Here is a 12,088-nt window from a genome sequence, read left to right as displayed (position 1 = left end):
TCTGCGCGACAGAGGTCAAAGCAATGAGCAGTCAGAAAACGCAGCAAAAGGTGCGCAAACGCAGGGTATTTTATATACCTGGCTATGACCCGATTCATCCCCGCCGCTATCGCGAACTTTACCGCAAAGAAGGGCATCTGCAGTCTAAAATCTCAGGATATGAGATTGCAGTTTCTGCCAGATCCGGCGATGGGCCATATGGGTGGCACGTGACATCGCGGCAGGAGGGCGTTGATACAGAGACGGATGTCGAGGTTCTGGTCTGGTCGGATATCGTGCGGGACAGCATGGCGCGATCCATTGGGGCCACATATCTGCAACTGGCTCAAACGGCCTGGATTTATATCTCAACAGGTGTTTTGTGGCGCTTGATGAGACTACGCAAGGGTCCTGTCATTGCCGCGCTTTATCCTGTCGGAATGCTCTTGTTGCAACTATTGATCGCAGTCTTCGCCGCTTGGGGTGTTTTCGCGGTTCTGACGATGTTTGTAGGTTGGATCGCCTTATTACCTGCACTGATTGCAGCCTACGCGCTACTGAACTGGTTTCGCAAAATAGATAATCGCTTGTTTGCCTACTACCTGATGCATGACTATGCCCATTCTGCGCGCCATTGGGGGGAAACGTCTCCCGAGATGTGTGCGCGCCTGGCTGAGTTTAAATCTCTGATCGCGCAAGCCCTGAGCTCTGGTGCAGATGAAGTGCTGGTTGTCGGTCATAGCTCTGGTGCACATCTGGGTGTTTCCGTGTTGGCGGATTTGCTACGTGATCAGAAATACAAGGTGAAGGGCCCGACACTGTCATTCCTTACACTGGGGCAGGTGGTGCCGATGGTTTCGTTCCTGCCCAAAGCCGATCAGTTGCGATCTGACTTGAGCTTTCTGTCCAAGCGCACGGAGCTGACCTGGATTGATGTATCAGCACCCGGTGATGGGTGTGCCTTCGCGTTATGTGATCCTGTGTCAGTCAGTGGCGTTGCTGGTCCTGAAAAGCGTTGGCCTCTGGTGTTATCCGCTGCGTTCACCCAAACCCTGTCTCCTGCACGCTGGCAGGAACTGCGGTGGAGGTTCTTTCGACTTCATTTCCAGTACCTCTGCGCGTTCGATCGACCGGGCGACTATGATTACTTTCGGATAACCGCTGGCCCTGAAACCCTGTCTGAGAGGTTCGACGGCAGGGCGCCATCCAAGTCACGCATCGATGTCTCTGTGTCCAAATACACATCGGTGGCTGCATGACGCCCCCAAAGCCTCAGGTTCGCGCAGATAAGGTATCGCTCTGGCGCTACTTGAAGCTCTTCCGCCAGGATTTGCTCTCAGCACAACCTCAGCGACTGTATCGGGCTTGGATGGCCGAGTTTCGTACGCCGTTTTTTCGGTCATACATGATCAACCAGCCTGAACTGATCAACACGGTTCTGAAGCAGCGACCAGACGACTTTCCCAAATCGAACCGCATCAGTGAGGGGTTGCGTCCGCTGCTTGGTGACTCGGTTTTTCTGACCAATGGCGATACCTGGAAGCGCCAGCGCCGGATCATAGATCCCGCGTTTGAAGGCGGTCGTTTAAAGGACACGTTCCCGGCCATGTTGGCTGCGGCGCAGGCTTGCGTCGATCGTCTGCGCTCGCAAAGCAGCAGTGAGATCGAGTGTGAGGAAGTCACCAGCCATGCAGCCGCAGATGTCATCTTTCGCACTCTGTTTTCGGTTCCGATTGAGCATGAGATCGCGGCGCAGGTTTTTGAGAAGTTTCGCGCATACCAGAGGGAACAACCGCTTCTGAACCTCGCAGCGTTCATACCTCTGCCGCGTTGGGTGCCACGGTTTCATTCGGCTAAAACCCGCAGGAACGCCAAAGAAATCCGAGCACTCATTGGACGTCTGACGACCGAAAGGGCAGCCGCCATATCGGCGGGTCAGGCACCGGATGATCTTGCCACCAAGATCATGACAACCCCGGATCCGCAGACCGGACACCGTTTCAATACGGACGAAATGATCGATCAGGTGGCCATATTCTTTCTGGCAGGTCACGAGACCAGTGCGTCTGCTCTGGCGTGGACACTGTATCTGATGGCGCTTTATCCGGAGTGGCAGGAGAAACTGGCGGCCGAGGCGCAGATACTAGAGGAACCTTCATTTGCCACTGTCTCAAAACTCAAACTCAGCCGGGATGTCTTTCGCGAGGCGCTGAGACTGTATCCTCCGGTTCCAATGATGGTGCGTGAAACAACGTGTCCCGAACGCTTTCGAGACCGGGATGTGCCCCAGGGCTCGCAGATTGTCCTGAGCCCGTGGCACCTGCACCGTCAGGAACGCCTGTGGGACAAGCCGGATGAGTTCGACCCGACCAGATGGGGAACCGAGAATGGCAAGAAATGTCAAAGAGAGGCCTACATCCCCTTTTCGGCAGGGCCACGTGTCTGCACAGGTGCTGGCTTTGCGATGGTAGAGGGGCCTCTGATCCTGTCCATGCTCTTGCGCCACTTTCGGTTCGAGTTGATCGAAGGTCGGACACCGGTTCCAGTCGCACATCTGACTGTGCGTTCGAAAGACGGAATTTGGTTACGGCTGGTTGAGCGCTAACAAACTACCATCGCCCAACGCCTTGCTGTATGCGGTTGAAAAAAGCGGAATCATTATTGAACGGGAAAAGAGTTATGTCCAAGGCAGAACAGCGCGAGCAAATGTCCAAAGGTGCAGGTTTCATTGCGGCCTTGGATCAAAGCGGCGGTTCGACCCCTAAGGCGCTTGCGCTGTATGGCGTTGAAGCATCCGACTACAACAATGACGAAGAGATGTTTGGCGAAATCCAGAAAATGCGCGCGCGTATCATTCTGGCGGACGATTTCACCAAGGATAAAGTGATCGGCGCGATCCTGTTCGAACGCACACTGGGCGAGACAATCGATGGTCGCGGGGTTGCCGACTATCTCTGGTCGGTAAAGAACATCGTACCGTTTCTGAAAATCGACAAAGGCCTGGAAGAGCAGGCGAACGGTGTTCAGATGATGAAACCGATCCCGGGACTGGCGGAAACGCTGGCGAAGGCTGAGGGTGTGTTTGGCACCAAAGAACGCTCGGTGATTCACGAGGCAAATGCAGAAGGTATCGCTGCTGTTGTCGCCCAGCAATTCGATGTAGCGCGCGAGGTTATCGGCGCAGGTATGGTTCCGATCGTTGAGCCCGAAGTAAACATCCATTCCGAGACCAAGGCTGAGGCTGAGGATATTCTGAAAGCAGAAATCCTGAAGAACCTCGATCAGTTGGCCGATGGGCAGGATGTGATGCTAAAACTGACCATTCCCAACAAAGCAAACCTCTATGATGCACTGGCAGATCACCCGCGTGTTCTGCGCGTTGTCGCGCTGTCTGGTGGATACACGACCGAAGAAGCATGCGATCTGCTGAACCAGAATGGCAAAATGATTGCGTCATTCTCGCGCGCATTGACTGAAGGTCTGTCCAAGCAGCAGTCGGACAGCGAATTCAACGCTGCGCTGGGTGGCAACATCGACAAGATCTATCGCGCTTCTGTCTAATAAAGCCCCCCTCAAGGGGAGTCTTATTACGTTGGTTTTTGGAAGGAGCGGCGCAACTGCGCCGCTTTTTCTCTTTGCGCGCAGCCTGTTGCATGGTCATTGATCAACCCCATGGCCTGCATAAACGCAAAAACAGTTGTGGGGCCTACGAACTTCCATCCGCGTTTTTTGAGATCCTTCGACATCGCGACCGATTCAGGTGATGTGGATGCGGTTTGCGGTTCTGGCGGGTTTTCGGCCTCGTACCGCCAGACATACCCCGCGATTGACCCCTCAGAGGCGATCAGTTCCTGAGCACGCTGTGCGTTGTTGATGACCGCTTCGATCTTTCCGCGATGACGCACAATGCCTTCGTTCTGCAAAAGCCGTTCGATATCAGCATCAGAAAAATCTGCTAATTTATTGAAATCAAACGCACAAAACGCCTTACGAAAGTTCTCTCGCTTGGCAAGAATTGTGCGCCAGCTCAGCCCGGACTGAAAACTCTCGAGGCAGAGCTTTTCAAACAGGCGCTGATCATCTGCGACCGGATATCCCCATTCATTGTCGTGATACTCAAAAAACTCAGGTGCTGCCTGACACCACGCACAGCGCTGTTCACCATCCGGGCCGGTAACTGTTTTGCTCATAATGTACCCCTTTTGTTCCAATCAGTTTAGTCAGGAAAATGGAAGATCGGCAAGGGTTCAGTTCTGTTGCTGATACCAGTTCAGAATGAAAACACGAATGGCTGAGGCGAGACCGGTTTCAGGATCACGAGAAACATCAATTTCAGCCGCTAACACATTGATTGGAATGTCTTTGGTTTTCGCAATCTCGCGAAAAGCCTGCCAGAACTCATCCTCCAGAGAGACGGATGTCCGGTGACCTTTCAGGGTCAGAGAGCGTTTGATAGGACGGCCACTCATTCTTCGATCTCGTGACCGTCCAGATTGCGGTCAGATTTTTGTTTATGTGTTCGATCAAGATCTTTTTCAGCTTTTGTCCGACCGAAACGCACCGCATTTTCATCCGCGCGTTTCTTTTTTTGGGCCTTGGCCCTTTGCTTGCGAACTTGGTTGAGGTTGATCAGCTTGCTCATTTTCGGGGCGGTATGCTTTGTAACTGCACAAACAGCTCACCACGCGTGGCATCCGACAGACAATCGACCTGTACCTGCGCATCAAATTCAGGACCTGATGTTTCGGGGACTGGCGTGTGTTGGGATATCTGCTGGATGATTTCACCGCCAAGGCTGATCAAGGCGGGGCGTACTTCGTCAGCAAGGTCGCGAAACTCCGTCGGAGCCTCTGCCTCTCCATCCGTCCAGCGCGCTATCCAGCAGGTCTGGATCTCTTTGGCTGCTTCAATTTGCGCCTCAAAGAACTTGCGGGCGCTGACGGGATCAATACCTGCGCCTTGAGCTTCTTCGACGGTCTTAGCCAACACGACCTTTTCGCGCTCGATATCTTCGACGGGCTTGTCATTTGCGTATTTGAAGGCGGCAACGTCGCGCATCCACTCCAACCGCTCGTCAATCAGCCCAAAAAGCTGGGCGTCCGCCAAAGCCGGAGTGCCCGACAGGATCAGGCACACCGGCAGAGCGTTACGCAGACGGATCACTTGGGACCAATCATCTGTTCGGGACGTACAACAGCATCAAAGGTTTCTTCATCGACAAAACCGAGCGCGATGGCCTCTTCTTTCAGAGTGGTGCCGTTTTTATGCGCTGTTTTGGCTACCTTGGTGGCGTTGTCATAACCGATGGTTGGTGCCAGGGCAGTAACCAGCATCAGCGATTCCTTCATCAGCTTGTCGATGCGCGGTTCGTTGGCTTTGGTGCCCATCAGCATCCGTTCGGTGAAGCTGTCGGTTGCATCGCCCAACAACTGGATCGACTGCAGCAGATTGTAGGACATCATCGGGTTGTAGACGTTCAGTTCAAAATGCCCCTGGCTGCCTGCGAACTTGATCGCGGCGTCGTTGCCCATCACATGAGCTGCCACTTGGGTCAGTGCCTCAGCCTGTGTCGGGTTCACTTTGCCCGGCATGATCGACGATCCGGGCTCATTCTCGGGCAGGATCAGTTCACCAAGACCCGAGCGCGGGCCCGAACCCAGAAAACGAATGTCGTTGGCAATTTTGTAGCAGGAGCCAGCAACGGTCGCCAAAGCACCCGACAGGAACACCATGGCGTCATGGGCGGCCAGTGCTTCGAACTTGTTGGGGGCGGTGACAAAGGGCAGGCCGGTGATGTCGGCCATGTTTGCAGCAACAGCTTCGCCCCAGCCTTTTTGAGTGTTCAGACCGGTGCCAACGGCGGTGCCGCCCTGCGCAAGCTCATAGATTGCGGGCATCGCAGCTTCTACACGGGCGATTCCCTGACGAATCTGATGTGCATAGCCGCTGAATTCCTGACCCAGAGTCAAAGGCGTCGCATCCTGTGTATGAGTACGACCGATTTTGATGATGTCTTTGAATTCTTCCGATTTCTGTTCCAGACCCGAAGCCAGCTTTTCCAGCCCGGGCATCAGAACATCTCGAACACTCATGGCCGCAGCAATGTGCATTGCGGTTGGGAACGTGTCGTTGGACGATTGGCCCATGTTGCAGTGATCGTTGGGGTGGACTGGCTTTTTGGAGCCGATTACACCGCCCAGAATCTCGATCGCGCGATTGGCGATAACTTCGTTCGAGTTCATGTTCGATTGGGTGCCGGAACCAGTCTGCCAAACCACCAGAGGGAAGTTGTCGTCGAACTTGCCCTCAATAACCTCACCAGCTGCCTCAATGATCGCATCGGCGATTTTTGCGTCCAGCTTGCCTGTCGCCTTATTTTGCATGGCGCAAGCTTTCTTGATCACGCCCAGCGCACGCACGATGGCGACGGGCTGCTTTTCCCAGCCGATGGGGAAGTTCATGATCGAACGCTGTGTTTGCGCGCCCCAATACTTGTCGGCGGGAACCTCTAGCGGGCCAAAGCTATCGGATTCGGTGCGGGTCTGAGACATCGGTCACTCCGTCTGGTATGCAGTCGTATGCCGTTTAGCCATAGCAGAGCCAAGGCGCAATCGGCCAGTTGCGCGCACCATAAACCCAAGGGGACCAAAGGTATAGGCAGGCGGAAGCGTCATTTTTTTTGTGAACATCGGAAACAGCACCATTGTGCGCGCTGACTGCTGAGCTACAATAAACATATCGCCGTGGTGGAGGTTGCATGCGCGTTTCAGTTAGGACCCGTCCTTCGTATTTGACCGCCCTGGCGGCGATGTTCACGCTTTGGGTGACGCTGTTTGTCGGACAGGCACATGCAACCGGTATTGGGCCGTTTATCGGAGATTATGTTGGTTCAGCCAATGTCGTTGATGTAGATGGTACGACTACACCCCGTGACATGAGCGTTTCGATCCATGAAACCAGCAGCGGCTTCAATGTCAGCTGGCATACGACGACCTACAAGCATGACGGGCGGGTGAAAGAGCAAAAATTCTCGGTGGATTTTCGCCCTTCGGATCGGCCGGATGTTTATTCGGCGGCGATGAAGCGAAATGTTTTTGGCCACGAAGTTCCCCTAGACCCGATGAAAGGCGAACCCTTCGTCTGGGGCCGCATCGTAGGGGATACTTTGACCGTGTTCTCATTGTTTATCGACGAGGATGGCGGATACGAACTGCAGCAGTTTGACCGTACACTGGCTGATGGTGGCCTTGATCTGTCTTTCACACGGTTCCGCAATGGTGTGAAATCGCGGTCGGTTGATACGTTCCTTCAAAAACAATAAACCCCGCACAGGGCGGGGCTTACAGACGACTTAATCAGTCAACTACTTGCGGAAGCTATCCAGCGATACGACATCTGCGTCGTGATGCTCTTCCGGCTCGTCAGGCATCACCTCAATCGTTTGCTCGACGATGTGATCAAGCTCTTCATCTTCTTCCGTATCGTCCGGGCTTTCAAAGCGTAGGCCGAATTCTACCGAAGGGTCTACGAATGTCTTGATCGCAGAATACGGAATATAGAGCGGCTCAGGTGCATCACCGAAATTCAGTGTGATTGAAAAACCGTCATCGCCAACCTCGAGGTTCTCAAACCAGTGCTGCATAACGATGGTCATCTCGTCCGGATAGCGCTGCCGCAGCCAATCCGCGATATCAACGCCCTCCTGCCGGGTGTCGAAAGTAATGAAGAAATGATGCGCACCGGGCAGGCCGGTTTCTGCAACGCTGCTCAGAACAGTCTTGATCAGGCCACGCATGGCCGTGTGCATCAAGTTCCCATAATCAATGTCTTGCGACATGTGTCATCCTCGAAAGTGGTTATCCTCAGCATAAGGGATTTGGACGGAAACGAAAGACCGGGTTGTGCCTGATTGTTCAGATTAAATGCAGAGCTATTCCGGACAGAACCATTACGACCAAAGTGGTGGCTAAACCGGATTTCAGCCGGAAAATCAACACTGCAGCGGCGACTGTCAGGACAAGGGCCGAAACATCCAACGTAGCAAGCTCAGGAACGGGCAGGGAGATCGGACCCCATGTTAAGTCCAGGGCTGATCCGAACAGCACGTTTAATCCGAACCACACCGAGAGGTTGAGAATCACTCCGACCACCGCAGCTGTGATGCCGCGCATTGCGTTTGCCAGCCGCGGGCGTGTGGCAATCCGGTCCAGATATGGGGCTGCAAGGAAGATCCACAAAAAGCACGGTATGAACGTCGCCCAAAGAGCCACGATTCCCGCTGCAATAGCCAGCGAGGCGCCTCCGGCGATCTGACCGCTCAGCATAGCCACAAACTGGGTGACCAGAATAAGCGGGCCTGGGGTTGTTTCAGCCAGGCCCAGCGCGTCAATCATTTGATCGGTACTGATCCACTGGTAGGTATCAACAACGGTTTGGGTCATATACGCGAGAACCGCATAGGCGCCGCCGAATGTGACTACCGCCAATCGGGCAAAGAACCAACCCAGATCGCTTAGAAGTGTTTGCCCGGTCAAAGTGAGTAGTATGAGCGGCCCCAGCCAAAGGGTCAGCCAGATCGCAGCTGTGCGAATGGGACTGGTGAGTGCCGGGGAGGGGGATGATGTGGCCTCGGCAACTGAATTTCCAGACGTGACATAGCCCCAGATCGCAGCCGCCAGAATGATCAAGGGGAACGGCAGATTCAGCGCAAAAATTGCCACAAAACCCAAGATTGCAATTACACGATGTTCGGTATCGGTCAGCGCCTTGCGTGAGAGATTTCTTAGTGCCTGCACAACGATAACGATGACAGTGGCTTTGACGCCCAGAAACGCCGCCTGAACCAATGGTAGATCACCATAGGCCGCATAAAGCCCTACCAATATCGCGATGATCAAAGCACCGGGCAGGACAAACAGGCTGCCGGCGATCAATCCCCCTGCAACCCCTCGCAATCGCCAGCCCGCGTAGGTGGCCAGTTGCATTGCTTCAGGCCCCGGTAGCAGCATACACAGCGACAGAGCGCGCAAATAAGTCTGCTCATCCAGCCAGGGGCGCCGTTCCACCAGCTCCTGATGCATCAATGAAATCTGTGCCGCCGGGCCGCCAAAGGACAAAAGCCCGATGCGGCCAAACACCTGAACAAGCTCTTTAGTGGTCGGGGTCATTTTTTGCGATCCGTAGGCCAGTCGTGGCTTTCCTCGAAACCATCGCGCGCCCAGCGGTAAAGCGCATCATAGATCGCTAAACCGGATTCCAATTGCTGATGGTCGTTCCGATATTGGCGAGATAACCCGACTGAGATGGCAAGCAAGCCAGCAGCTTCGGCTGACAATTCATGTCGATTGGTGTCTGCTGCGCGAACGACGGTTGATAGTCGATCCAATGCGGGTAAACGCAGGTCAAACTCATCCAGCATCGTATCAAAGGTGCACTGTTCGCCCCGGTGACTCCAAAACACACCTTCCATATCAAACGGAGTTGCCCCGAACTGATCTACGACGCCCTGAACTTCGGTTGGAGACACAAACAAGAACTTGGCCTTTGGATCGATGAAACGCCGGATCAGCCAAGGGCAGGCGATACGGTCGATTTTCGGACGATGCCGTGTCACCCAAAGTGTATTCTCTCCGACGGGAGCGGGTACTGCGGAAACCGGAACCGACAGCGCATCCGGCATGTCCCTCCAGGCAAACATACCGCCTTCCAGATACTCTGCCGCATGACCCTCGCTCATCAACCAAGACACCAGGCCCTGGCTGAGTTTCTTACCCTTTTGGCAAATGATGACGCATGGGTTATCGCCAACCAGTTCTATGATGCCTTCGATGTCTGAGCAGGCGTGACGCACAGAGCCGGGAATAAGGCAGGGATCATCCTCAAAGTCCGGATCGGTTCGGATGTCGATCAACACCGGAACTTGCGGTGTACCGATCAGTCGCATGAGTTGTCGGGGCGTAATTGCGTTTGGGGCAGCCATAGCATGTTTCCTCGGTCATTTCCGATACATGCGAAACTTGGGCTGCCGCCTCACGGGGTGTTCGCAAGCTGACCCCATGGGGTCTTGCTACAGCGTAACCGCAGATAGGGTCAAGATTGCGTGGTTTGTGGCTATGCCCAGTCGAGCCTTTGCCCGGTCATGCAAACAGGGAGCGTATCGAGGGGAAACTGGCCCAACTGTTCAAAGAGCGAGATAAAGTCGAACTGGTTGTAGGCTTCAACCATCTTGTCACCCTTAAACCGCGCCATGACCTGCCCAGTAACCTCCAGCGGAGCCCCGTTGTCGGCCCTGAACGTTCTGACGTGCAATACGCCCGAGACCCAATCACCATCCTCAATGATCTTGGGTAGATCCACGGTTATTTCACCAAGAATGTGCCGGAAAGCCGTGACAAGATCGCGGAAATCATCTGCGCCGACCTGCATTTCGGGAATTAACCCTTCGGCCATGGTGTCAGGTGAAAAGAACTGATCAATCGCGTCGGTATTTCCTTTTTCCCAGACTTCGGAATACCACGCCCGTAATCTCTCTGAATTCGTCATCCCGGATCTCCTGTCTTTTGAGCGGAGATTGCAGAACAAGAGTGAATAAACTCTGAACCGGAATGGAATTCAGATGCAAAAAACTCAGACATTATGTAGCTAAATGCAGGTTTCTGTTGCCAGGTACCTGCGAACCCCGCCTTACGCTGCTAGGCGCAAGGGCTTAAGTTTCGGTCTTGTTACTGCTTACGCAGCAACTGCAACCGGAGCACGATTGTCGTTTGCAATTGTACTATTTTCGCCGGTAACGGTGGCAGACAGCCGAGACAAAGCTAACCCCTTTAGACGTTCGTCGATCCTATTTCGGCCCCATGATCCTCAAACGAAGGATGTTGGTGGAGCCGCCGGGTACCGCCCCCGGGTCCGATCCGCTTATTACGAGCGCGTTTATGTCCATAGTCCCGAAGGACAATCCCTATATAGGTGACGTTCCGGTCTGATGCAAATCCAGAATGGGTTACCCTGATGCAAGCATTATCAAGTGGTTATGAGGTTTTGCTGATGTTTGCGAAAATCAGCCAGGCCGCGAGCGCCAATTCGATTCCACCAAAGGTTGCTGCTTTGACAAGTGGCGGATTATCCAGCGCAAGTGATACAAACCGGCCCAATGCCGCACCGGCATAGACAACACCTAGCATGGCGTAGGCCATCGGGTTGTTGAGCCAAAGGACTGCGATCCCGGTCACAACAAACAGACCTCCGACCGACGCGCGCATCTCGCTCAGTCCCATATTGCTGTTGGTTGGGGCCAGATCCAGCGAGGTGGCAGTCCATGCAGGTGCCAGAAACCCGAACAGCCCAAAGCCAATTGTGAGCAATGCGGCAATCACATTGACGGTCGTTATCATTTTAGCCTCATGTGTTCTTAGTATCTGCCCGGAAAGAGTAATCCGACTAAAAGCAAAGAAAAGCACCTAAATCGCTGACCAGAGTCCAAGCACACCCACCAGGATCAGGCTTAGTGCCCAAATAAGCTCGAGATTGAACCAGCTGCGAGAGAGAAATTGCAGGCCAAGCCATCGGTAAACCGCATACGCAAGAACTCCGCCTCCAAGTACCATCGCGATGGTATGAACGGCAGCAACGGTTAAAACCAAAAGGCCGTTGGTGGTCATGATTTCAGAAACCGCGCGATGGCCTGCGTCTAGTTCGTCCAAACCGCACAGGCCCAGATAGATTGGCACCAACATCAAAGCCGCGCCATGCGCGAGGGCCACAAGAAACGACCACAAAGCCAATTTGCCTGGCGGGATGCGGGACAGGGCGCGGGGATGTCTTCGGACAATGGCGATGTAAAGTCCCATCGCGATGACGATCAGCGCCGCACCAATTCGGATTTCGCGCTGGTAATCCACCAGAACCGCCATAAGCGCAAAGGGCAACAGCACCCCTAGCATGGCCAGAAAATGCCCACCGGCCAGAGCGGCCAAAGCCCGCCAAAGCGCGGACTGACGCTGCTCCATCAGCGCTGCTGATACGGCCAAAGGCCATCCCATACCGGGATTTAAGCCGTGATAGGCGCCGCTCAGAACAACGGCCAGCCAGAGGCCGGCCGTTGATGTCATCA

General features: G+C 54.2%; 15 protein-coding genes and 1 other RNA gene. 4 read left to right on the top strand and 12 right to left on the bottom strand.

What is annotated here, in order from left to right:
- Positions 1-23: 23 nt before the first annotated feature.
- From GOX61_RS00690 to GOX61_RS00680, 3 genes are all read left to right on the top strand, one after another.
- Entirely contained in the window at positions 24-1,238 is a 1,215-nt protein-coding gene (locus GOX61_RS00690) for a hypothetical protein (RefSeq protein ID WP_170330515.1), read from the top strand.
- Positions 1,235-2,584 carry a cytochrome P450 gene (locus GOX61_RS00685; protein WP_170330513.1) on the top strand — a complete coding sequence of 450 codons (1,350 nt, stop codon included), beginning with the start codon at positions 1,235-1,237 and terminating at the stop codon, positions 2,582-2,584. Before GOX61_RS00690 ends, GOX61_RS00685 begins: the two co-directional genes overlap by 4 nt.
- Before the next feature lie 74 nt (positions 2,585-2,658).
- Entirely contained in the window at positions 2,659-3,540 is an 882-nt protein-coding gene (locus GOX61_RS00680) for a fructose bisphosphate aldolase (RefSeq protein WP_170330512.1), read from the top strand.
- A 26-nt stretch (positions 3,541-3,566) separates the two neighbouring features.
- On the opposite strand, the gene GOX61_RS00675 is transcribed toward GOX61_RS00680, so the two are convergent.
- From GOX61_RS00675 to fumC, 5 genes are read right to left on the bottom strand one after another with little or no spacing between them, the layout of a single operon-like run.
- Positions 3,567-4,169, bottom strand: a complete 603-nt coding sequence (locus tag GOX61_RS00675; RefSeq protein WP_170330510.1) for a DNA-3-methyladenine glycosylase I — start codon at positions 4,167-4,169, stop codon at positions 3,567-3,569.
- Between the two features lie 57 nt (positions 4,170-4,226).
- Complete coding sequence (locus GOX61_RS00670; RefSeq protein ID WP_155146977.1) at positions 4,227-4,448, bottom strand: ribbon-helix-helix domain-containing protein; 222 nt, start codon at positions 4,446-4,448, stop codon at positions 4,227-4,229.
- Complete coding sequence (locus tag GOX61_RS00665; RefSeq protein WP_170330508.1) at positions 4,445-4,621, bottom strand: DUF4169 family protein; 177 nt, start codon at positions 4,619-4,621, stop codon at positions 4,445-4,447. The genes GOX61_RS00670 and GOX61_RS00665 overlap by 4 nt, the downstream gene beginning before the upstream one ends.
- A complete protein-coding gene (gene aroQ, locus GOX61_RS00660) occupies positions 4,618-5,142 on the bottom strand; it encodes a gamma subclass chorismate mutase AroQ (protein ID WP_170330506.1) in 525 nt (174 codons plus the stop codon). Before aroQ ends, GOX61_RS00665 begins: the two co-directional genes overlap by 4 nt.
- A complete protein-coding gene (fumC, locus tag GOX61_RS00655) occupies positions 5,139-6,530 on the bottom strand; it encodes a class II fumarate hydratase (protein WP_170330504.1) in 1,392 nt (463 codons plus the stop codon). Before fumC ends, aroQ begins: the two co-directional genes overlap by 4 nt.
- 206 nt (positions 6,531-6,736) lie before the next feature.
- Here fumC and GOX61_RS00650 point away from each other — a divergent pair, with 206 nt between their 5' ends.
- Positions 6,737-7,300, top strand: a complete 564-nt coding sequence (locus GOX61_RS00650; protein ID WP_170330502.1) for a hypothetical protein — start codon at positions 6,737-6,739, stop codon at positions 7,298-7,300.
- 42 nt (positions 7,301-7,342) lie between these two features.
- Here GOX61_RS00650 and GOX61_RS00645 read toward each other — a convergent pair whose 3' ends face one another.
- The 7 genes from GOX61_RS00645 to GOX61_RS00615 all read right to left on the bottom strand — a co-directional run bounded on the left by GOX61_RS00645 (position 7,343) and on the right by GOX61_RS00615 (position 12,086).
- Positions 7,343-7,816 carry an SspB family protein gene (locus GOX61_RS00645; RefSeq protein ID WP_170330500.1) on the bottom strand — a complete coding sequence of 158 codons (474 nt, stop codon included), beginning with the start codon at positions 7,814-7,816 and terminating at the stop codon, positions 7,343-7,345.
- Between the two features lie 76 nt (positions 7,817-7,892).
- Positions 7,893-9,146, bottom strand: coding sequence for a chromate efflux transporter (chrA, locus tag GOX61_RS00640; RefSeq protein WP_170330498.1), 1,254 nt, complete (start codon positions 9,144-9,146; stop codon positions 7,893-7,895).
- On the bottom strand, positions 9,143-9,958 hold the full coding sequence (locus tag GOX61_RS00635) for a chromate resistance protein ChrB domain-containing protein (protein WP_170330497.1): 816 nt from the start codon (positions 9,956-9,958) through the stop codon (positions 9,143-9,145). The genes chrA and GOX61_RS00635 overlap by 4 nt, the downstream gene beginning before the upstream one ends.
- A 131-nt stretch (positions 9,959-10,089) precedes the next feature.
- Complete coding sequence (locus tag GOX61_RS00630; protein ID WP_155146962.1) at positions 10,090-10,521, bottom strand: ester cyclase; 432 nt, start codon at positions 10,519-10,521, stop codon at positions 10,090-10,092.
- Positions 10,522-10,623: 102 nt separating this feature from the next.
- Positions 10,624-10,970, bottom strand: a transfer-messenger RNA (tmRNA) gene (ssrA, locus tag GOX61_RS00625).
- Positions 10,971-11,006: 36 nt separating this feature from the next.
- Complete coding sequence (locus GOX61_RS00620) at positions 11,007-11,369, bottom strand: DUF4345 family protein (RefSeq protein WP_155146960.1); 363 nt, start codon at positions 11,367-11,369, stop codon at positions 11,007-11,009.
- A gap of 66 nt (positions 11,370-11,435) precedes the next feature.
- Positions 11,436-12,086 (bottom strand): hypothetical protein, encoded by a 651-nt coding sequence (locus GOX61_RS00615; protein WP_170330495.1) that lies wholly within the window; start codon positions 12,084-12,086, stop codon positions 11,436-11,438.
- Positions 12,087-12,088 lie beyond the last annotated feature (2 nt).

Source organism: Ruegeria arenilitoris (assembly GCF_013030265.1).
Lineage (GTDB): Bacteria > Pseudomonadota > Alphaproteobacteria > Rhodobacterales > Rhodobacteraceae > Ruegeria > Ruegeria arenilitoris_E.
Note: the sequence above shows the minus strand (reverse complement) of the source record. Positions and strands in the feature narration are given on the sequence as shown.

What these genes read in the sequence shown, in the direction of transcription:
- GOX61_RS00670 (WP_155146977.1), bottom strand. Translation starts at nt 4,448, where the DNA reads ATGAGTGGCCGTCCTATCAAACGCTCTCTGACCCTGAAAGGTCACCGG.
- GOX61_RS00630 (WP_155146962.1), bottom strand. Translation starts at nt 10,521, where the DNA reads ATGACGAATTCAGAGAGATTACGGGCGTGGTATTCCGAAGTCTGGGAA.
- GOX61_RS00690 (WP_170330515.1), top strand. Translation starts at nt 24, where the DNA reads ATGAGCAGTCAGAAAACGCAGCAAAAGGTGCGCAAACGCAGGGTATTT.
- fumC (WP_170330504.1), bottom strand. Translation starts at nt 6,530, where the DNA reads ATGTCTCAGACCCGCACCGAATCCGATAGCTTTGGCCCGCTAGAGGTT.
- GOX61_RS00645 (WP_170330500.1), bottom strand. Translation starts at nt 7,816, where the DNA reads ATGTCGCAAGACATTGATTATGGGAACTTGATGCACACGGCCATGCGT.
- GOX61_RS00685 (WP_170330513.1), top strand. Translation starts at nt 1,235, where the DNA reads ATGACGCCCCCAAAGCCTCAGGTTCGCGCAGATAAGGTATCGCTCTGG.
- GOX61_RS00620 (WP_155146960.1), bottom strand. Translation starts at nt 11,369, where the DNA reads ATGATAACGACCGTCAATGTGATTGCCGCATTGCTCACAATTGGCTTT.
- GOX61_RS00675 (WP_170330510.1), bottom strand. Translation starts at nt 4,169, where the DNA reads ATGAGCAAAACAGTTACCGGCCCGGATGGTGAACAGCGCTGTGCGTGG.
- GOX61_RS00680 (WP_170330512.1), top strand. Translation starts at nt 2,659, where the DNA reads ATGTCCAAGGCAGAACAGCGCGAGCAAATGTCCAAAGGTGCAGGTTTC.
- GOX61_RS00650 (WP_170330502.1), top strand. Translation starts at nt 6,737, where the DNA reads ATGCGCGTTTCAGTTAGGACCCGTCCTTCGTATTTGACCGCCCTGGCG.
- GOX61_RS00635 (WP_170330497.1), bottom strand. Translation starts at nt 9,958, where the DNA reads ATGGCTGCCCCAAACGCAATTACGCCCCGACAACTCATGCGACTGATC.
- chrA (WP_170330498.1), bottom strand. Translation starts at nt 9,146, where the DNA reads ATGACCCCGACCACTAAAGAGCTTGTTCAGGTGTTTGGCCGCATCGGG.
- GOX61_RS00615 (WP_170330495.1), bottom strand. Translation starts at nt 12,086, where the DNA reads ATGACATCAACGGCCGGCCTCTGGCTGGCCGTTGTTCTGAGCGGCGCC.
- GOX61_RS00665 (WP_170330508.1), bottom strand. Translation starts at nt 4,621, where the DNA reads ATGAGCAAGCTGATCAACCTCAACCAAGTTCGCAAGCAAAGGGCCAAG.